The following is a 19,984-nucleotide window of genomic DNA, read 5'->3' as shown; positions in this document are numbered from 1 at the left end:
GGGCACGGCGGTGGCGGCGGCCGGTGTCGGGTGACCGGGCGCGGCCGGTGCGGCGGCCGGTGGGCGGCGCGGCCTAGGCGTGGCTGCGGCGGCCGAGCCGCTTGGGTTTCGCGGCGCCGTCGCGGGCCGCCTCGGCGGCGCGGGCCTGCTGGAGTTCGGCCTGTTGGGCGAGTCGGGTCTCGCAGTGGTCGAGCCAGCGGATCTCGGCCTCGGTCTGGAAGATCAGTTGGTCGAGGACGAGCAGCCAGGCGAGTTCGTTGCTCTCCGAGGGCGCCGTGCCGGGTCTGGTCTCGCCGGCGAGCGCGCGGCCCTTGAGCCGGGTGTAGTCCTGGAGGGCCTTGATGCTGTGCCGGCGCTGGCCCTGGACGACGGCGGAGACGTCCACGCCCGGGACGGTCACCGCCATGGCGAGCTTGATCGCGAGTTCGTCGCGCGGGGGGTTGGTCCGGGGCACCGGGGTGTCGAACCAGGCCCGCAGTTCGGCGCGGCCGGCGTCGGTGACGGCGTAGAACTGGTGGCCCTCCTCGTCCTCGCCGGCGGCCTCGACCAGGCCGTCGCGCTCGAGTCGGGACAGCGTGGTGTAGACCTGCCCGACGTTGAGCGGCCAGGTGGCGCCGGTGCGCGCCTCGAACTCGGTGCGCAGCTGGTAGCCGTAGCGGGGGCCCTGATCGAGCAGGGCGAGCAGACCGTGGCGGATGGACATACTCAGTATGTATACCCGGTATGCCCTGCGGCCTCAAGCCGCGCGCCCTCCGGTACCGTCGTGCGGTGTGAGCCAGTTGCGCATCGCCACCTTCAACCTGTTGCACGGCCAGCCGCTCGGCCCGGACGGTGCGCCGCTGCCCTACCCGGCGGACCCGGGCGCCCCGTTGGCCGAGGCGGTGGCCGCGCTGGACGCCGATGTGCTGGCCCTCCAGGAGGTGGACCGGCACCAGCCGCGCTCCGGGGGCACGGACCAGGCGGCGGTGGCCGCCGCCGCGATGGGCGCCGGCGACTGGCGCTTCGCCGCCGCGCTGCACGGGCGCCCCGCGCCGGTGGCGGGCTGGCTGCCGGAGCCGGCCGGGCCGAGCGGTCTGCGGGTGTACGGGCCGGCCGAGCTGGGCGACGGCGCCCCGCCCTCGTACGGGACGGCGCTGCTGACCCGGCTGCCGGTGCGGCACTGGCGGGCCCGGCGGTTCGCCCCGGCGCCGTTCGGGCTGCCGCTGCGGGTGGCCGGGCGGCGCGGGCTGACTCCCGTGCCGGACGAGCCCCGGGCGGCACTGGCGGCGGTACTGGAGGGCGAGCGCGGGCCGTTCACCGTGGTGGCCGCGCACCTGTCCTTCGTGCCGGGCTGGAACATGGCGCAGCTGGCCGGGATCCGGCGGTGGATCGCCGACCTGCCGCAGCCGTACCTGGTGCTGGGGGACTTCAACCTGATCGGCGCGGTGCCGCGCACGGTGCTCGGCGGGGCGACGGCGCTGGAGCGCACCGCGCCGCGGGCGCGGGTGCGGGAGCTGCGGGCGGCCCGGCGGGCCCGGCCGGTGCTGGCGGAGCCGCGCCGGCGGCGGGTGCGGGAGCCGCGGGCGCGGCTGCAGGGCTGGTACGACCTGGCGCGCACGCCGACCTACCCCGCGCACCGGCCGGCGGTGCAGTTCGACCACGTGCTGGCGGTGGGGGTGCCGCGCGCGGCGGTGGGTCCGGCGGCGGCGCCGCACGCCGGGGTGTCGGACCACCGGCCGCTGCTGGTCCGGGTCTCGCTCTAGCCGCCGACCCGCCGGGGCCCGTCGGACGGGCCCGGCCGGTCAGCGGGCGCTCAACGGTTCGTCAGGATGCCGATCTGCTGCGGCAGATGGGCGATGGCGGGCGGGGTCGGGTCGTACTGCAGGAGCAGCATCGCGGCGTCGTCGCCGAGTTGGCGGCCGACGTGCCGCACCACGTCCTCGTGCAGGCGCTGGAGGACGTCGGCGGGGCGGCCGTCGGCGCAGCGCGGGAAGCGCTCGGCGAGCGGGTAGAAGGCGCCGGCCCGGTCGCGGGCCTCGATCACCCCGTCGGTGAACAGCAGCACCCGGTCGCCGCCGTGCAGCGGCACCCGGTGCACCGGGGGGCGGACGTCGGCCGGGTCGAGGACGCCCAACGGCGGTACGGTCTCGGCGAGTTCGAGCGGGTGGACGGCGCCGCCGCGGAGCAGCAGGGGCGCCGGGTGGCCGCAGTTGACGAGTTCGGCGGTGCCGTCCGGTCCGACCCCGATCAGGACCAGGGTGACGAACTCCTCCTCCACGCCCGGGTGGTCGTTCTCGTGCAGGGCGCGGTCGAGGCTGACGGCCAGCCAGCCGGCCACCCGGTCGAGGGCGGGCTCCTGGTGGGCGGCCTCGCGGAAGGCGCCGAGGACGGCGGCGGCGGTCTCGACCGCGCCGAGGCCCTTGCCGCGCACGTCGCCGACCACGGCCCGGACGCCGTGCCGGGTGTTGACGACCTCGTACAGGTCGCCGCCGATCCGGGCGTGGGCGGCGGCCGCCTCGTAGTGGACGGCGGCGCGCACGCTGCCGACCCGTTCGGGGACGGGCCGCAGCAGCACCCGCCGGGCGATCGAGGCGACCAGTTGGGCGTCGGCCAGGGCGCGTTCCTGGCGCAGCCGCAGGGTGGCGCTGACCCAGCCGATCGTGGCGACCAGCAGGATCGCGATGACGCTGGCGGCGTGCACGGACTCGCCGAGGGCGTCGCTGCGGATGGCCATCAGGAAGGCCGCCGCCTCGGTGCCCAGTCCGATGGCGAGCGGGTACCAGGTGCGGCGGCTGACCACGGCGGCCAGCGCGGGTACGGCGGTGAGGGCGGGTTCGACCGTCACCTCGGTGCCGCTGAGGTAGTCGAGGGCGACGATCAGCACCATGCCGATGAAGGGCAGCGCGAGCGCCGTCCTCGGCCAGGTGCCGGTCGTGCCCGGAGCGGGTCGTCCCGGGTTCGGCCCGGTGAACCGCTCTCTGATCCATCCGGTCGCGCTCAACGTCGGTCTCTCCAGCAGAAGACGCCGGTGCCGTGGGCACCTGCGGCGATGACTGAGGGTTAGGGAATGCGGGCCTCGCTGGCGGCCGGAGCACGGGGGTTGACCGGTTACCGACCCCACAATAGGCGCGAAACGTGCACGACGCACAGGTTTCGGGCGTCGGCGCGATGACTTGGGTGCTCTGGGTGACTCATTAGTCACTGTTCCCGATCAGGAGCCGTTCCAACTCTTTTCGGCCGGGAAGTCCTTCCGGGCGCACGATCCGGCCACTGCGGACGTACAGGAACGACGCCGTGACCTGCTCGGGATCAACGCCCGCCTGCTCGGCCCAGGCCAATCGGTAGACCGCGAGCTGGAGCGGGTCGGCGGTCTCCTCCCGGTGGGTCTTCCAGTCCACCACTTCGTAGCGTGACGCACCACCGGATTCCGACACCCCGTCATCTTCCCGGTAGACCGCGTCGATCCGGCCGCGCACCACCCGCCCCGCCAGCACCAGGTGGAACGGCGCCTCCACCCGGTACGGCCGGCGCCGGGCGTACGGGGTGCGCAGGAACGCCTCCTTGAGCCGCTCCAGGTCCTGCTCGTCCTCGATGCCGTCGTCGTCGGCGCCGGGCAGCGCGCCGGGTTCGACCAGTAGCAGCGGCTCGATCCGGGACTGCACCCAGGCGTGGAAGCGGGTGCCGCGCCGGGCGGCGGGCTGCGGGGGGCGCGGCATCGGGCGGGCCAGGTCGTGCGCGAAGCCGTCCGGATCGGCGGCCAGCCGCAGCAGTTGGGTGGCCGACAGCGCGGGCGGCAGCGGCACCTCGCGGGCGGTGCGCCGGGAGCGCTCCAACTCGCCCAGCAGCGCGGTCAGGTCGCGGTCCCAGGAGGCGACCTGGCGCTGGTCCTCGGCGGCCAGGGGTTCCGGTTCGGCGGCGGGGGCGCCGGCCTGCCGGGCGCGCACCACCTCGGCGACCCGGCGGCGGGCGTGCTGGGCGGCCGGGTCCAGCGGCAGCGGCCAGGGGCGTTCGACGGCGGCGGCCAGCGCCGGGTTCTCGGCGCCCTTCCCGGGCTGCTCGGCCCAGTGCTCGACCTCGCCCGCGCCGGGCTGCCCGCAGTGGTCGCGCAGCTGCTCCAGGAAGGCCGAGGGGCCGCGGACGGTCCGCTGGCTCGGCCCCCACCAGTGCCCGGAGGCCAGCAGCAGCGACCGCGGGCGGGTGAACGCGACGTAGCCCAGCCGCAGTTCCTCGGTGCCGGAGTGCTCGGCCAGCTCCTTGCGGAACGCGGACATCGACTTGGCGTTCCAGCCGCCCCGGACGTCGGGCAGGGTGGCGGCGTCACCGCGCAGGGCGTGCGGCAGGACCCGCTTGGTGCTGGTCCAGCGCTCGCGCGCGGTACCGGACGGGAAAGCGCCCTTGACCAGGCCGGGGACGGCCACCACGTCCCATTCCAGGCCCTTGGACTTGTGGGCGGTGAGCACCTTCACGGTGTCCTCGCCGCCGGGCAGGCTGCTGTCCAGGCCGCGCTCGTACTCCTGGGCGGCGCGCAGGAACCCGAGGAAGGCGGCCAGGCCCGGGTCGCCGTCCAGGTCGGCGAAGGAGGCGGCGACGTCCAGGAAGGCGTGCAGGGTCTCCCGGCGGCGGGCGGCCAGCGCCTGCGGGGAGGCGGCGAGTTCGACCTCCAGACCGGTGACGGTCAGCACCCGGTGCAGCACGTCCATCAGCGGGTCGGCGAGCGAGCGGCGCAGCTCGCGCAGTTCGGCGGCGAGCCGGGCGAAGCGCACCCGGGCCTCGGCGGAGAACGGCAGGTCGTCCGGCTGGTCGGCCTCCAGGAAGGTCTCCACCGCGTCGGCCAGCGAGACCACCTCGGTCGGGTCGGCCTCGGCGACGGCCGCGGCCAGCGCCTCCACGCCCTCGGGGCGCTCGGTGCGCACCAGGTCGGCGGCGCGGCGGCCGAGCAGGGCGAGGTCGCGCGGGCCGATCCGCCAGCGCGGGCCGATCAGCAGCCGGACCAGGGCGGCGTTGGCGGTCGGGTCCTGGAGCACCTCGCAGACCGCCACCAGGTCGGCGACCTCGGGCAGTTGCAGCAGCCCGCCGAGGCCCACCACCTCGACCGGCACCTCGCGGGCGACCAGCGCGGCGTGGATGTCCGGGAAGGCCCCGCCGCCCCGGCACAGCACCGCGATCCGGCCCGGCGCGGTGCCGGTGCGCACCAGGTGGGCGATCGAGTCGGCGAGCCAGTCGACCTCCTCGGCGTGGGTGGGCAGCAGCGCGGCGCGCACGTAGCCGTCGAGTTCGGCCCCCGGGGCCGGGCGCAGCGCCTCGACGCCCTCGTGCGCGGCGCGCAGCGGGGCGGCGAGCTCGTTGGCGAAGGCGAGCAGCCGGCCGCCGCTGCGGCGGTTCTCGCTGAGCGCGTAGCGGTCGGCGGGACGGCCGTCGGCCCCGGGGAAGTGCCGGGGGAAGTCGTCGAGGTTGGCGACGGAGGCGCCGCGCCAGCCGTAGATGGCCTGGCAGGGGTCGCCGACGGCGGTCACCGGGTGGCCGGTGCCGCGGCCGTCCGGGCCGGCCCCGAACAGGCCGGCGAGCATCAGGCGCTGGGCGACCGAGGTGTCCTGGTACTCGTCCAGCAGGACGACCCGGTACTGGCCGCGCAGCAGTTCGCCGACCTCGGGGCGCTGCTGGGCGAGGCGGGCGGCGGCCGCTATCTGGTCGCCGAAGTCCATCAGCCCGGCGGCCTGCTTGCGGCGGCGGTACTCCTCGACCAGACGTAGCAGTTCCAGCCGGGCACGGGCGGTGACCGGGACGGCCCGCAGGTCGTCGTTGGTGAGTTTCACGGTGGCGAGGGTGTCGAGCAGGTCCTCGTCGTGGGCGCGCAGGGCGGCGGGCTCGACCAGGTGCTCGGCGAGTTCGCCGTCCAGCGCGGTGAGGTCGGCGACCAGGTTGGCGAAGGTGCCGGTGAGGGCGGGGAACGGGCCGCGGGCGGTGCGCAGCACCTTGGCGGCGAGCTGGAAGCGGGTGGCGTCGGCGAGCAGCCGCACGTCCGGTTCGATGCCGATCCGCAGGCCGTGCTCCTTGAGCAGGCGGCCGGCGAAGGCGTGGTAGGTGGAGATCTCGGGCTCGCCGAGCGGTTCGGCGCCGTCCCGGTCCGCCACGCCGGCCCTGAGCAGGGCGGTGCGGACGCGTTCGGCGAGTTCGCCGGCGGCCTTGTTGGTGAAGGTGAGGCCGAGCACCTCCTCGGGCCGCACGGCGCCGGAGCCGACCAGCCAGACCACCCGGGCGGCCATCACGGTGGTCTTGCCGGAGCCGGCGCCGGCCACGATCACGGCCGGGGCGAGCGGGGCGCCGATGGCCGCCATCTGTTCCCGGTTGAACGGGATCCCCAGCAGCTCCTTGAGCTGGTCGGGATGGCTGAGCACGGCGGTCACCCCGCAACCGTAACCGGAACGGCGGACAACCCGGATCGGGCCGTGCCCCGAGCCGAAGGGCGCGCCGGTGCCGAAAGGGTGGGCCCCTCCTGCCCGATGGCGGGCAAGGAGGGCGAGCGAGGGAGCGACGCAGGAGCGAGGGAGCGCCGACCGTCGGCACCGGACCGGAGCGCCCGGAGGCGAGCGGGCACCTCAAAGAAGCTGCGCGCCGTCCCGTACGGCGGAGCAGCTGCGGCGGAAGGAGCAGCGGTCGCAGCCGCCGCCGGTGCGCGGGACGAAGCGTTCGGCGAGGACCTGGCCGGCGGCCTCGGCGAGCAGGTTCTCGATCCACGGCTCGCCCTCGGGCGGTTCCTGGCGCTGCACCTTGGGGGCGTCCTGGTCGGTCCTGGCGGCGGCCTCGCGCAGGTGGACGAGTTCGGCGCCGCCGGTGGCCGGCGGGTGTTCGGTGAAGCCGGGCAGTTCGTTGAGGGCGCCGGCCCGGACGGCGAGCTGGTAGACGGCGAGCTGCTTGTGCTCGGGCAGCGACTTGTCGGTGGGGATCTGCTTGCCGGTCTTGAAGTCGACCACGTAGGCGCGGCCGGCGCGGTCCTTCTCGACCCGGTCCATCGAGCCGCGGATGCGCACCGAGACGCCGCCGACGTCGAGGGTGACGTCGAAGCCGTGTTCGGTGGCGACCAGCTCGCGGCCGCGTTCCAGGACGTGCCAGTTGAGGAAGCGCTCCAGGGCGGTGCGGGCCTGGGTCTTCTCCTGCTGGGACTTCCAGGGGGCGTCGAAGGCGAGGGCGTCCCAGACGGTGTCCAGGCGGGCCATCAGGACGGCGAGGTCGGCGGGGGTGCGGCCGGAGCCGACCTCGTCGGCGAGGGCGTGCACGACGTTGCCGAAGCCCTGGGCGGCGGTGCCGGGGGCCCGGGCCCTGACCTCCTTGTCGAGGAACCACTGGAGCGAGCAGTTCTCCAGCTGTTCGAGGCCGCTGCCGGACAACCGGACGGGCGCGTCGGCGTCGCGCAGCGGTTCGGGGGCGGTGGTGGGGTCGTCCAGGCCCCACCAGCGGTCGGGGTGGGCGGCGGGCACCAGCGGCAGCCCGTCCTGGTCGGCGGCGGTGGCGAGGACGGCGAGGCGTTCGGCGGCGGCGCGGCGCAGTTCGGGCGAGCGGGCGGGGTCGACGGTGACGGCGCGCAGTTCGGCGACCAGGGCGGCGACCGACAGCGGGCGGCGCGGGCGGTGGGTGACGTCCTCGACGGTGACCGGCGGGGTGCGGCGCAGGACGCGGCCGGTCCTGGGGTCGACGTCCTCGCGGTAGAGCTCGCGCAGGAAGCGGGAGGGCTCGTCGCCGTCGTCGGCGGGGGCCTTGACGGCGGTGACGATCAGCCGTTCCTTGGCGCGGGTCGCGGCGACGTAGAACAGTCGGCGCTCCTCGCCGAGCAGGGCGGCCGGGGAGAGCGGTTCGGCGAGGCCGTCGCGGCCGATCCGGTCGGCCTCCAGCAGGGAGCCGCGGCGGCGCAGGTCGGGCCAGAGGCCGTCCTGGACGCCGGCGACGACGACCAGGCGCCATTCCAGGCCCTTGGAGCGGTGGGCGGTCATCAGCCGTACCGCCTCGGGGCGGACGGTGCGGACGGTGAGGGTGTCGGCGGCGATGTCCTGGGCTTCGAGTTCGGCGAGCAGGTCGAGGGCGCTGCGGTGGCCGGTGACCTGTTCCTCGGCGCGGGCGGCGGTCTCGAACAGGGCGCACAGCGCGTCGAGGTCGCGGTCGGCGTTGCGGCCGGCGGCGCCGCCGCGCAGGGCGGCCCGCTCCAGGCGTTCGCGCCAGCGGCGGCTGCCGTCCCAGAGCTCCCACAGGGCGTCCTCGGCGGTGCAGCCGCCGGCCAGCAGTTCGCGGACCTTGCGCAGCAGGGTGCCGAGGTCGCGGGCGCGGCGGGCGGTGGCCGGGTCGAGGGCGATCAGGCGCTCGGGTTCGGCGAGGGCCTCGCGGACGAGTTCGCCGGCCGGGCGCGGGGCGGCGGCGGGGTTGCCGTCGGCGCGCAGCGCGGCGCGCTCCTCCTCGCGCAGGGCCCGGCCGAGGCGGCGCAGGTCGGCGCCGTCGAGGCCGCCGAGCGGGCCGGTGAGCAGGGCGTGGGCCAGTTCGACGGTGAGCGGGTCGGGGGCGTCCGGGTCGCCCTGCCGGTCCCGGGCGGCCTGTTCGGCGCAGACCCGCAGGCCGAGCAGCAGTTGGGCGACGGCGGGTTCCTCGCGCAGCGGCAGGTCGTCGCCGTCGATCTCCAGCGGGACGCCGGCCGCGCCGAGGGCCCGCCGCACGCCGGGGATGGAGCGGGCGCCGGCCCGGACCAGCACGGCCATCTCGCCCCAGGGCACGCCGTCCTCCAGGTGGGCGCGGCGCAGCAGGTCGGCGATCGAGTCGAGTTCGGCGCCGGGGGTCGGGTAGGTGTACACCTCGACCCGGCCGCCCTCGCGGGAGGGCAGCAGGGCGCGGTGCTGGGCGAGTTTGTCGGCGGGCAGCCGGCCCATCGGCATCCGGCGGGCGAGTTCGCGGGAGGCGGCGAGCAGGACGGCGCCGGAGCGGCGGGAGACCCGCAGCACCTTCACCTCGGCGGGGGTCCCGTCGGGGCGGCGGAAGGTCTGCGGGAAGTCGAGGATGCCGTTGATGTCGGCGCCGCGGAAGGCGTAGATCGACTGGTCGGGGTCGCCGACGGCGACCAGGTCGCGTCCGCCGCCGGCCAGTTGGCGCAGCAGCCGGACCTGGGAGGGGTCGGTGTCCTGGTACTCGTCGACGAAGACGACGTCGTAGCGCCGGCGCAGTTCGCCGCCGGTGTCGGGGCGTTCGGCGAGCAGGACGGCGCGGTGGACGAGTTCGGCGTAGTCGAGGACGCCGCGCAGGTCGAGCACGTCGAGGTAGTCGGCGAGGAAGTGCGCGGCGGCGGCCCAGTCGGGGCGCTGGACGCCCTGGGCGAAGCGCTCGAGTTCGGCCTCGCCGAGGCCGAGTTCGCGGCTGCGGGCGAGGACGGCGCGGACTTCGTCGGCGAAGCCGCGGGTGGTGAGGCAGGCCCGCAGGTCGAGCGGCCAGGCGGTCCGGCCGCGGCCGTCGCGGGCGTCCTCGGCGCCGCCGGCCAGCAGTTCGCGGACCATCACGTCCTGTTCGGGGCCGGAGAGCAGCCGCAGCGGCTCGGCGTAGTCCTCCGGGTCCTGGTGGGCGCGCAGCAGGGCGTAGCAGAAGGAGTGGAAGGTGGTCGCCTGGGGGGCGGCGGCGGTGCTGCCGAGCCGGCCGGACATCCGGTCGCGCAGTTCCACGGCGGCCTTGCGGCTGAAGGTGAGGACGAGGATCCGCTCGGGGTCGGTGCCGCCCTGGATCCGCCGGGCGACGGCCTCGACGAGGGTGGTGGTCTTGCCCGTGCCCGGGCCGGCGAGGACGAGCAGCGGGCCGCCGGGGTGCTCGACCACGGCGCGCTGGTAGGCGTCCAGCGCGGGCGGGTCGGGCTGGACGAGCGGGCTGCGCACGAGCCGGTAGGGGGAGCTCACGGACGGTCTTCCTGGGTGGTGCGGAGGGAACGGCGGGGGCGGGCCCGTGGGGCCCGCCCGCATCGAGCCTACGATCCTGCCCCGTCATTCCCGTCCGCGCGGCGGTTTCGCCGAAGTCCGCGTCCCGTCCCAGCGGGCCCGCCGGAGGTCGACCCGGGGCGGGTCGGCGAGTTCGCGCAGCGGGGTGCCCTCCTCGCCGTAGTGGGCCAGGGCGCGGTGCTCGTGCCCGGGGAGCAGGCGGCCGTCCGCGCGGATCACCCGCCACCAGGGCACCGAGCCGCCGTACAGGGCCATCACCCGGCCGACCTGGCGGGGGCCGCCCTGGCCGAGGTACTCGGCGACGTCGCCGTAGGTCATCACCCGGCCGGGTGGAATCCGCTCGGTCAGGTCGAGCACCAGTTCGGCGAACGGGGGCAGGGCGTCCGGGACGCCGTCGTCTGTTACGTCCGTCACCTGCGGCATTCTTCCTCACGGGGGCGCGTCGGCGCCCCCGTACGAACGACCCGCCGCGCCCGATCCGCCCCCTGTCCAGCACGGGGGGTCGGGGCATGCCACCATCTTCGGGGCGGTGAGTGGTGATACGAGGACAAGACCAGATGACCGGGACGGCTGACGTGGGCGTGGACAGGGGCTCCGACGAGTCCGGCTCCGCCGTGCCCGCGGCCCCCGGTGACGAGCCCGAAGGGCGGCCCGCGCACGGGCCGACGCCGGAAGTCTCCCTGATCAAGGACCGGACGATCAAGACCCCCACGCCCGAGAAGTCCGCCGGGTCGCCGCCCGCGCCCCCGCAGTCCCCCGAGTCCCCGGAACCGGTCGGGTCCCCGGACCCGGCCGGGCCGCCCGTCCCGGCCGTCGTCCCGCCCCCGGCGCCGCCGGTCCGGCGGGCCGACCACCACGACCCGCTGGAGGACGCCCCGCACCTGGATGTCGACGAGCCGCTGCTCGCCGCCCGGGCGCACCGCCCGTCCGACCTGATCCGCTTCCTGGCCGGGGTCTTCGGGATAGTCGCGGTCTTCGTCCTGGCCGGCATCGCCACCTCGACCACCACCGGCATCGAGCAGGACATCGCCACCAACGCGCCGCACTTCTCCGCGGTGCTGTCCACCATCACCGGCCTGGTCTCCAGCGTCGCGGTGCTCGCCGTGCCGCTGGCCTTCGCTGTCGAGCGGCTGATCAAACGCGACGGCCTGCGGGTCGCCGACGGGGTGCTCGCCTCGGTGCTCGCGTACGGCGTCTCGCTGGGCATCGACTGGTGGGTGGCCGAGGGCGCCTCCGAGCACATCAGGACGGCGCTGACCCGGCTGCCGCTGGACAGCAACGGCAGCCTCACCGACCCGGTGCACGGCTACCTCGCCCCGGTGATCGCCTACATGACCGCCGTCGGCATGTCGAGCCGTCCGCGCTGGCGGGTGGCCCTGTGGGTGGTGGTGGTCTTCAGCGGCGTCACCGAGCTGCTCGGCGGCTACACCACCCCGCTGTCGCTGATGCTCACCGTGCTGATCGGCTGGTCCGTCGCCTACGGCACGCTGTACGCGATCGGCTCCCCCAACATCCGGCCCACCGGCCAGCACCTGATGATCGGCCTGCGCAAGGTCGGCTTCACCCCGGACGGCGCCCACCGCGCCCCGGACGCCCCCGGCGGCACCCGCCGCTACTACGTCACCCAGCAGGGCGGCCCGCCGCTGGACGTCCACATCATCGACCGCGAGCAGCAGGCCTCCGGCTTCTTCTACCGGGGCTGGCGCCGCCTGCGGCTGCGCTCGGTGGCGGTGCGCCGCAGCCCCCAGTCGCTGCGCCAGGCGCTGGAGCAGGAGGCCCTGATCGCGTACGCGGCGGCCGCCTCGGGCGCCCGGGCACCGCAGCTGGTGGCCACCTCCGAGCTGGGCCCGGACGCCGCGATCCTGGTGTACGAGAACGTCGAGGGCCGCACCCTCGACGAGCTGGCCGACGAGGAGGTCACCGACCTGGTGATGGCCTCGCTGTGGCAGTCGGTGGCCGCCCTGCACGAGCGCCGGATCGCCCACCGCCGGCTGACCGGGGAGTCGCTGCTGGTGGTGGACGGGAAGACCGCCTGCCTGGTCAACCTGTCCGGCGGCGACATCGCCGCGACCGACCTGACCCTGCGGATCGACGTCGCCCAGCTGCTCACCACCTTCGCGCTGCGGATCGGCCCCGAGCGGGCCGTCGCCACCGCCAACGCGGTGCTCGGCGCGGACCGGGTCGCCCAGGCGCTGCCGCTGCTGCAGCCGGTCGGGATGAGCCGCTCCACCCGGGTCGACCTCGCCAAGCTCACCAAGGAGCGCAAGACCGCCGCCCGGGCCAAGGCGCTGGAGCAGGTCGCGGCCGGCGAGCGCACCCAGCAGCAGGCCGAGGAGGACATCGCGGCGGCCGGCGAGGACCTGCTCAGCCGCATCCGCGGCCAGATCCTGCAGATCGCCCCCGAGGCGCCGATGGAGCCGGCCAAGCTGGAACGGCTGAAGCCGAAGAGCCTGATCATGGTGATCGCGCTCACCTTCGCCGCCTACCTGGCGCTGACCACCATCAAGCCGGCCCAGCTCAAGCTCTCCCAGATGAACTGGGCCTGGGCCGCGGCGGCCCTGCTGGCGGCCGCGTTCAGCTACGTCGCCGCGGCGATGAGCCTGACCGGCTTCGTGCCCGAGAAACTGCCGTTCCGGCGCACCGTCGCGGCCCAGCTGGCCGGCTCCTTCGTGAAGCTGGTCGCCCCGGCCGCGATCGGCGGCATCGCGCTCAACACCCGCTACCTGCAGAAGGCCGGCATCCGGCCCGGCCAGGCGGTCGCCTCGGTCGGCGCCTCCCAACTGGCGGGCCTGGCCGGGCACCTGCTGCTGCTGTTCAGCTTCGGTCTGATCACCGGCAGCCAGACCAACGGCGACCTCTCCGCCTCCCGGGCGGTGATCATCGGGGTGCTCACCGCCGCGGTGCTCGCCCTGGTGGTGGCCGCGGTCGCGCCGCTGCGCCGCTTCGTGCTGGGCCGGCTGCGCTCGCTGTTCTTCGGCGTGGTGCCGCGCATGCTCGACCTGATGCAGACGCCCAGCAAGCTGGTCACCGGCTTCGGCGGCATCCTGCTGCTGACCCTCTCCTTCACCGCCTGCCTGGACTTCTCGGTGCAGGCCTTCGGCGGGGACATCAGCTTCTCGGCCGTGGCGGTGGTCTTCCTGACCGCCAACGCGGCCGGCTCGGCGATCCCCACCCCGGGCGGCATCGGCCCGGTCGAGGTCGCCCTGATCGGCGCCCTGACCGTCGCGGACGTCTCCCCCGCGGTCGCCACCCCGGCGGTGTTCCTCTACCGGGCGCTGACCTTCTGGCTGCCGGTGCTGCCGGGCTGGATCGCCTACAACGTGCTCCAGCGCAAGCAGGCGCTCTGACGGACCCGCGGATACGCGGAAGGGGCCCGCCACCCGGCGGGCCCCTTCCGCGTACGTCGGCCTAGTAGACCGGCTTGTGCGGCTCGATCTGGTTCACCCAGCCGAGCACGCCGCCGCCCAGGTGGACGGCGTTGGCGAAGCCCGCGGCCTTGACCACGGCCAGCACCTCGGCCGAGCGCACGCCCGACTTGCAGTGCAGCACGATCTTCCGGTCCTGCGGCAGCTTCTCCAGGGCGTCGCCCATGAGGAACTCGTTCTTCGGGATCAGCACCGCGCCGGGGATGCTGACGATCTCGTACTCACCGGGCTCGCGGACGTCGATGAGGTAGATGTCCTCCTCGTCGTCCTGCCACTGCTTGAGCTGCTTCGAGGTGATCGTCGAACCGGCGGCGGCGGCCTGGGCCTCCTCCGACACGACGCCGCAGAAGGCCTCGTAGTCGATCAGTTCGGTGACCGTCGGGTTCTCGCCGCAGACGGCGCAGTCCGGGTCCTTGCGGACCTTCACCTGGCGGTAGTTCATCTCCAGGGCGTCGTAGATCATCAGCCGGCCGACCAGCGGGTCCCCGATGCCGGCCAGCAGCTTGATCGCCTCGTTCACCTGGATCGAGCCGATGGACGCGCACAGCACGCCCAGCACGCCGCCCTCGGCGCAGGACGGGACCATGCCCGGCGGCGGGGCCTCCGGGTAGAGGCAGCGGTAGCACGGGCCGTGCTCGGCCCAGAACACGCTCGCCTGGCCGTCGAAGCGGTAGATCGAGCCCCACACGTACGGCTTGCCGAGCAGCACCGCGGCGTCGTTCACCAGGTAGCGGGTGGCGAAGTTGTCGGTGCCGTCCACGATCAGGTCGTAGCCGGCGAAGATCTCCAGCACGTTGGAGTTGTCGAGGCGCTCCTCGTGCAGCACCACGTCGACGTAGGGGTTGATCTCCTTGACCGAGTCCCGCGCGGACTCCGCCTTGGAACGGCCGATGTCGGCCTGGCCGTGGATGATCTGACGCTGCAGGTTGGACTCGTCGACCACGTCGAACTCGACGATGCCCAGCGTGCCGACACCGGCCGCGGCCAGGTACATCAGCGCGGGCGAACCCAGGCCACCGGCACCGACGCACAGCACCTTGGCGTTCTTCAGCCGCTTCTGCCCGGCCATCCCGACGTCCGGGATGATCAGGTGGCGGGAGTACCTGCGGACCTCGTCAACGGTGAGCTCGTCAGCCGGCTCGACCAGGGGTGGCAACGACACGGGGACTCCGATGGGTCTCTTGTTCAGGTGGCCAGGGCCGGCCTCGGACGGGGTTGTTGCACCGCCACTGGGGTGGCTCTCTAGGCCAACAGTGTCACGCCCCTCCGGTATTCCGAGACAGCCCGTCCGATGGGCGAGACGGGCCGCGCCGGATCGTGGAACCGCCCGACGGGCCCCGGAGACGGCTGCGGGCCCGTGGACACGGGCCCGCAGCCGTCTCGCGCCGGACTCAGACCCGACAGGCCGTCTCCAGCCAGACGTCCCCGAGCGACTCCTCCAGCGGCACCTGTGTCCGCCAGCCGAGACGGTCCCGGGCGGTGCGCACGTCCGCCTGCCGCCACGGCACCGGCTCGCCCGGGGCGGGCCGCCCCTCCGGCCGCCGCTCCTCCACCCGGTGGCCCGGCAGGTACGGGCCCGAGTGGTGGCCGTGACCGGGCAGGTGGTCGCCGCCGACCCCGCCGACCTGCGCGGGAAGCAGCACCGGCCGGTTCTCCTCCACGATCGCCCCCTCGAAACCGGAGGCCCGGACCAGCAGCTGGGCCGCGTCCCGGGCCCGCACCGCGTGCCCGCTGCCGACGTTGATCACCCCGGTGGCGGCCGACACCGCCGCCGCCTGGATCGCCCGGGCGACGTCCCGCACGTCCACGAAATCCCGGTATCCGGACAGGTCCGGCATCCGCACCTGGCTCTCGTCCCGCTCCAGCGCCCGCCGCAGGCCCTCGGCCAGCCGCCCGAACAGCGAGGCGGTCGGCGACCCCGGGCCCACCACGTCGAACACCCGCAGCACCGCCGCGTCCAGCCCGGAGGCCAGCACCAGCTCCGTCCCCGCCAGCTTGGACACCCCGTACGGGCCGACCGGCCGCGGCTCGGCCTGCTCCGACACCGGCACCCCGCCGGGCACCGGCCCGTACTCGGCGGCCGAGCCGACGTGCACCAGCCGGGCCGGCTCCCGGCTGCGCCGGATCGCCTCGCAGACGGTCGCGACGGCCAGCGTGTTCGACCGGATCAGGGTCCGCGAGCTGCCGTAGGTGGCGCCCGCGCAGTTGATCACCACCTGCGGCGCGACCGCGTCCAGGAAGCGGGCCAGCGCGCCCGGGCTCCCGGTGGTCAGGTCGAAGCGGATGTCGGCCGAGTCGCGCCGGCCGAGCACCGTCACCTGCAACTCCTGGTCCATCAGCAGACGATCGGTCACCCGGCGGCCGATGAAGCCGTCGGCGCCCAGCAGCAGCACCCTCATCGGGGGCGTCCTTCCACGAAGCGAGGTCGGGGACGACCTGGCGGACTGAGAAACAACGAACGAAATCCGAGATCCGGGCGGGCTCAGCGGTGCGCACCGGCCCGGCCGAGCACCGCCCAGCCGTACGCCAGCAGCACCGGCGCGACCGCGCCGCCGCCCAGCAGGACGGCCGACGGCCAGGGGCGGCCCAGCACCAGCGGCACCGCCGCCGCGACCGGCCCGGCCACCGCGCCCAGCGCGGCCGCGACCGCGCGCCCGCAGCGGGCCAGCAGCGCGGGCAGCACCAGCAGCAGGCCCAGCACGCCCTGCGCCGCCCACGCCGCGGTGCCGGCCCGCTCGACGGCCAGGTGCAGCAGCCCGCCGCCGTGGCCCGGCCCGGGACGCGGCGCGACCACCGCGAGGACGGCCAGCGCGGCGTAGGTCAGCACCCCGAGCACCGCCAGGTGCAGCGCGACCGCGACCGGCAGCACCGGGCGCATCCGGGAGCGGAACTCGGCCAGCGTGCCGGCCGACCCGAGGTGCCCCCGGCCGACCTGCCGGTACCAGCGGGCCGCCCGCTCCGCCGAGCCCACCGACACCGCGGCGGCCAGCACCAGCGCGGCGGCCAGCGGCCGGTCCGCGCCCGGCGCCGCCAGCGGGAGCAGCAGCAGCGCGGCCAGGCCCAGCCCGTACCCGAGCGCCGCGGGGTGCCGGCGGGAGCCGGCCGGACCGGGCGCGGTGCGGACCGGGCCGAGCTCCGTCGGGCGGGCGCACGGCAGCGGTCCGGCCCCGGCCGGGGCCGGGCCCGTCGGCGCGGGCAGCAGCGCCAGCGGCACGGCGGCGGCCAGCAGCACCGGCGGGCTCGCGCCGAGCGCCACCGCCGCGGCGCAGGGCAGCGCGGCCAGCGCGGCCGCGGTCAGCGCCGCCCGGGCCGCGGCCCCGCAGCGCCGGGGTTCGGGCGGCTCCGGCGCCGGCGGGCGGCGGGGCACCCGGGCGTACAGCTCCTCGGCCAGCGAGAACAGGTCGGCGTGCCGGCAGCGCGCCGCGGCGTCCGGGCCGAGCCCGGCCTCCTCCAACCCGGCGGCGATCTCCAACGGGTCGACGGCGCGCTCGCAGAGCTCCCGGTGCTCGGCCATCAGCTCGCGCACCGGGTCCGCGCTGACCCCCACCGGGCCGGACATCAGACGGCCTCCGCGAGGGCCGGGGCGGCCGGACCGGCCGCGGGCGCGGCGAGCACGGCCGCCGCGGCGAGCTGCCCGGCCCCGCGGCGCGGGCCGGCGGTGGACCCGTCGGGCCCGGCCTCGCCCTCCCCGCCGCCGTCCTCCCCGGCCCCGCCCCGGTCCTCCCGGCCGCCGCGCGGCCCGTCGCTGAGCCAGTACTCGGCGGGGCGGGCGAAGGGACGCGGCGCCGGGCCGCCCGCGCCGCCGCCCCCGGGGTAGGCGGGGTACTGCGAGACCAGCTCCAGGTAGATCTCCCGGAAGGCGCCGATGACCGGCTCGACGGCGAAGCGTTCCTGCGCGCGCAGCCGCCCGGCCAGGCCCAGCCGGGACCGCCGCTCCTCGTCACGCAGCAGGGCCAGGCAGGCCCCGGCCAGGGCGCGCGGGTCGCGGGCGGGCACCAGCAGCCCGGTCGGGCCGACCACCTCGCGGGCCACCCCCACGTCGGTGGACACCACCGCCCGGCCGCTGAGCATGGCGTCGGCGAGCAGCCGCGGGCTGCGCTGGGAGAGCGCCGAGAACACCGCCACCGTGCCGCCCTGCCAGACCTCGGCGAGCGGGCCGGGCCGGCCCGCGAAGTCCACCGCCCGGGCCACCCCCAGCCGTTCGGCGACCGCCGCGCAGTGCGCCCGGTAGCCGGGGGCCGCCTCCTCGCCGTGCACCACCAGCCGGGCCGCGGGCAGTTCGGCCCGGACCCGGGCGAAGGCGTGCAGCATCAGCTCGGTGTCGCGGCCCGGCTCCAGCGCGCCCGCCCAGACCAGGGTCGGCCGCCCGGGCTCCGGGCCGGCCGCCGGGCGGTCCACCGCCGGGGTGCCCTCGTACACCACCCGGGTGCGCGCCGGGTCGGCCCCGCAGCGGCGCTGCCACTGCTGGTCGTGGGCGCTGCCCGGGGTCAGTACCGCGGCCTGCCGGTAGGTCTCCTCGGTGAGCGCCCGGAAGAAGGACAGCAGCAGCGCCCGGACCGGCCAGCGGTACGGCGCCTCGCGGTAGCCGAGGTACTGCTCGCGCAGGTGCAGGCCGTGCTCGGTGACCACGAACGGCACCCCGTGCAGGTGCCGGGCGACCAGGGCGGGCAGCGCGGCCGGGCCGCCGCCGACCACGTGGCACAGGTCGGCGCCGCCCAGGCCGCCGGGCCCGGTGCCGTACCAGGGCGCGGACAGCGGGCGCAGGCACTGCTCCAGCAGGTCCGCGGCGACCAGCACGTCGCGCACCAGCGGGCGGCCGGCCGAGGTGTCCGCGCCGGGCAGCCGCCAGGTCCGCTCCAGCACCCGCCGGGCGGGCCCGGAGGCCAGGAAGGCGGGCAGGGCGGCGCCGTCCTCCCGGGCCAGCGCGGCCAACCGGTACAGCCCGGCCCCGAAGCCGGCCCGCTCGCCCGGCAGCACCAGCGCCCGCACCAGTTCCTCGTACGCCCGGGCGTACCGGCGTCCGCGCAGCGCCCCGGGGGCCCGCCCGCACGGCCGGCGCCCCCACAGGGCCAGGTCGTGCGCGCCGCGCCAGGCGGGCGAGAGCCGCGCGGCGGCGCCGGCGCCGTCCGGGCCGGTGAGCAGGTACAGCTCGAACTCGTGCTCCGGCAGGCCGTCGGCCAGCCGGTCGCACCAGGCTCCGGCACCACGTTCGGAATGCGGACGGGCACCCTCGGTGAGCAGGGCGACGCGCACGGGAGACCTCCTTCTGCCTCGGAGCGGACACGGTGACGGCAGCCTCGGTCGGGGCCGGTCGTGCCCTCGCGCCCCTGGGACGCCCCTGGGCGGGGCCGCGGGAGCCGGGGGGCCGTACGCCGGGACGCTTGCTCGGGCCGTGCGCCGCGTGCTCCGACGCCGGCGGCCCTCCCCCACACCTGTTCGGTCCGGCAGCAGAAAGGTAGGACCGGCCCGGGGCGATCCATCGGTCACATGCCTGGCTGCCACCTGAACGAGTGAACCGCCGTGACCTCGCCCCGAACCGGGCCGTTAGCGGGCGCTATACGCCGCTCCGCCGTGCCGCCCGGTCAGCCGGCGGTGCCCGCGATCAGCTCGCGCACGGCCCGGGCGACCGCGTCCGGGTGCTCCATCATCGCCACGTGCCCGGACTCCGGCAGCACCAGCAGCCGGGCGTCCGCGAAGGCCGCGCAGGCCCGGCGGGCGGAGCGGTAGCCGACCAGCTTGTCGCGCAGCCCGTACACCAGCAGCACCGGCGCCGCCACCTGCTCGGCCTGCCGCCAGAGCGCCTGGTCGCCGCGCTCGGTGTACGCGGAGACGATGCCGCGGGCCGAGCCGATCAGCGCGGGCAGCGCGTGCGGCAGGCCGAGCCGGTGCCGGTACTCGGCCACCGCGTCGGCCCGGGCGGCCGGGCTCAGGCCGGCCGGGTCGCCGAAGACCAGCCGCAGCAGGTCCTCGGTGGCCGCCTCGGCGTCGCGCCGGCCGGCCGGCAGCCGGCGCAGCAGCGCGGGCAGGCCGGGCAGGGCGAGCAGGCCGGTGGGCCAGGCGGAGCGCTGCGGGGGCAGTTCGGGCAGGGCGGGCGAGACCAGGGTGAGGCTGCGGACGAGGTCCGGGCGCAGGGCGGCGAGCCGGACGGCGACGGCGCCGCCGAGCGAGTTGCCGAAGAGGTGGACGGGGCCGCGGCCGGAGGCCTCCAGGTAGCCGATGACGGCCCGGACGTGGCCGGAGAGGCTGAGGTTGCCGTCGGCGGGCGGGCCGGAGCGGCCGAAGCCGGGGAGGTCGACGGCCTCGCCGTCGACGAGGCCGGAGAGCCGGTCCATCAGCGCGCTCCAGTTGGCGGCCGAGCCGCCCAGGCCGTGCACGAAGAGCCCGGGCTCGCGCCCGTCCGGATCGGCTCCGCCGGTGGGCCGGTGCACCGCGAGCACCGCACCGGGAACCTCGACCGTACGTACCTGCTGCTCAGCGCTGCTCATGGTGGACGATGGTAGTGAGGCCCGGTCGGGGGCGGCGGGGGTGGTCCGGCCGTCCCGTCCCTCCCGTCCCGGCACTGCCGATGCCGAGGTCAGCGCCGTATTGTGGGCTCCTGACAACGGACCGAGCAGCTTTTCTCGCCTT

Annotated in this window: 12 protein-coding genes; 2 read left to right on the top strand and 10 right to left on the bottom strand. The window is 76.1% G+C overall.

Annotation, left to right across the window (positions count from 1 at the left end):
- Nucleotides 1-73: 73 nt before the first annotated feature.
- Entirely contained in the window at nt 74-703 is a 630-nt protein-coding gene (locus AB0O91_RS10750) for a PadR family transcriptional regulator (protein WP_363430099.1), read from the bottom strand.
- Nucleotides 704-770: 67 nt separating this feature from the next.
- On the opposite strand from AB0O91_RS10750, the gene AB0O91_RS10745 reads away from it, so the two are divergent.
- Nucleotides 771-1,742 (top strand): endonuclease/exonuclease/phosphatase family protein, encoded by a 972-nt coding sequence (locus AB0O91_RS10745; protein WP_363430097.1) that lies wholly within the window; start codon nt 771-773, stop codon nt 1,740-1,742.
- A gap of 50 nt (nt 1,743-1,792) precedes the next feature.
- Here the strand turns inward: AB0O91_RS10745 and AB0O91_RS10740 are convergent, their stop codons facing one another.
- The 4 genes from AB0O91_RS10740 to AB0O91_RS10725 all read right to left on the bottom strand — a co-directional run bounded on the left by AB0O91_RS10740 (nt 1,793) and on the right by AB0O91_RS10725 (nt 10,346).
- Nucleotides 1,793-2,980 carry a PP2C family protein-serine/threonine phosphatase gene (locus tag AB0O91_RS10740; RefSeq protein ID WP_363430095.1) on the bottom strand — a complete coding sequence of 396 codons (1,188 nt, stop codon included), beginning with the start codon at nt 2,978-2,980 and terminating at the stop codon, nt 1,793-1,795.
- 193 nt (nt 2,981-3,173) lie between these two features.
- A complete protein-coding gene (locus AB0O91_RS10735) occupies nt 3,174-6,383 on the bottom strand; it encodes an ATP-dependent DNA helicase (RefSeq protein WP_363430093.1) in 3,210 nt (1,069 codons plus the stop codon).
- Nucleotides 6,384-6,575: 192 nt separating this feature from the next.
- On the bottom strand, nt 6,576-9,893 hold the full coding sequence (locus AB0O91_RS10730; RefSeq protein ID WP_363430091.1) for an ATP-dependent DNA helicase: 3,318 nt from the start codon (nt 9,891-9,893) through the stop codon (nt 6,576-6,578).
- A gap of 84 nt (nt 9,894-9,977) precedes the next feature.
- Nucleotides 9,978-10,346, bottom strand: coding sequence for an MGMT family protein (locus AB0O91_RS10725; RefSeq protein ID WP_363430089.1), 369 nt, complete (start codon nt 10,344-10,346; stop codon nt 9,978-9,980).
- A gap of 143 nt (nt 10,347-10,489) precedes the next feature.
- Between AB0O91_RS10725 and AB0O91_RS10720 the strand changes: the two genes are divergently transcribed.
- Nucleotides 10,490-13,279 carry a lysylphosphatidylglycerol synthase transmembrane domain-containing protein gene (locus AB0O91_RS10720; RefSeq protein ID WP_363430087.1) on the top strand — a complete coding sequence of 930 codons (2,790 nt, stop codon included), beginning with the start codon at nt 10,490-10,492 and terminating at the stop codon, nt 13,277-13,279.
- A gap of 61 nt (nt 13,280-13,340) precedes the next feature.
- On the opposite strand, the gene moeZ is transcribed toward AB0O91_RS10720, so the two are convergent.
- The 5 genes from moeZ to AB0O91_RS10695 form a co-directional block, all read right to left on the bottom strand.
- The gene (gene moeZ, locus AB0O91_RS10715) at nt 13,341-14,519 is read right to left on the bottom strand and encodes an adenylyltransferase/sulfurtransferase MoeZ (RefSeq protein ID WP_363430085.1); all 1,179 of its coding nucleotides are present in this window, start codon (nt 14,517-14,519) and stop codon (nt 13,341-13,343) included.
- A 229-nt stretch (nt 14,520-14,748) separates the two neighbouring features.
- A complete protein-coding gene (locus AB0O91_RS10710; RefSeq protein WP_363430083.1) occupies nt 14,749-15,756 on the bottom strand; it encodes an NAD-dependent epimerase/dehydratase family protein in 1,008 nt (335 codons plus the stop codon).
- Between the two features lie 83 nt (nt 15,757-15,839).
- The gene (locus tag AB0O91_RS10705) at nt 15,840-16,916 is read right to left on the bottom strand and encodes a hypothetical protein (protein ID WP_363430081.1); all 1,077 of its coding nucleotides are present in this window, start codon (nt 16,914-16,916) and stop codon (nt 15,840-15,842) included.
- Nucleotides 16,916-18,610: a DUF3492 domain-containing protein gene (locus AB0O91_RS10700; RefSeq protein WP_363430079.1), complete on the bottom strand. Its 1,695-nt coding sequence runs from the start codon at nt 18,608-18,610 to the stop codon at nt 16,916-16,918. The genes AB0O91_RS10705 and AB0O91_RS10700 overlap by 1 nt, the downstream gene beginning before the upstream one ends.
- A 329-nt stretch (nt 18,611-18,939) precedes the next feature.
- Entirely contained in the window at nt 18,940-19,842 is a 903-nt protein-coding gene (locus AB0O91_RS10695; protein ID WP_363430077.1) for an alpha/beta fold hydrolase, read from the bottom strand.
- Nucleotides 19,843-19,984: the final 142 nt, after the last annotated feature.

Source organism: Kitasatospora sp. NPDC089797, from assembly GCF_040684795.1.
Classification (GTDB): Bacteria; Actinomycetota; Actinomycetes; order Streptomycetales; family Streptomycetaceae; genus Kitasatospora.
This window is presented reverse-complemented; position numbering and strand designations above follow the sequence as displayed.

What these genes read in the sequence shown, in the direction of transcription:
- AB0O91_RS10750 (WP_363430099.1), bottom strand. Translation starts at nt 703, where the DNA reads ATGTCCATCCGCCACGGTCTGCTCGCCCTGCTCGATCAGGGCCCCCGC.
- AB0O91_RS10720 (WP_363430087.1), top strand. Translation starts at nt 10,490, where the DNA reads ATGACCGGGACGGCTGACGTGGGCGTGGACAGGGGCTCCGACGAGTCC.
- AB0O91_RS10710 (WP_363430083.1), bottom strand. Translation starts at nt 15,756, where the DNA reads ATGAGGGTGCTGCTGCTGGGCGCCGACGGCTTCATCGGCCGCCGGGTG.
- AB0O91_RS10705 (WP_363430081.1), bottom strand. Translation starts at nt 16,916, where the DNA reads ATGTCCGGCCCGGTGGGGGTCAGCGCGGACCCGGTGCGCGAGCTGATG.
- AB0O91_RS10695 (WP_363430077.1), bottom strand. Translation starts at nt 19,842, where the DNA reads ATGAGCAGCGCTGAGCAGCAGGTACGTACGGTCGAGGTTCCCGGTGCG.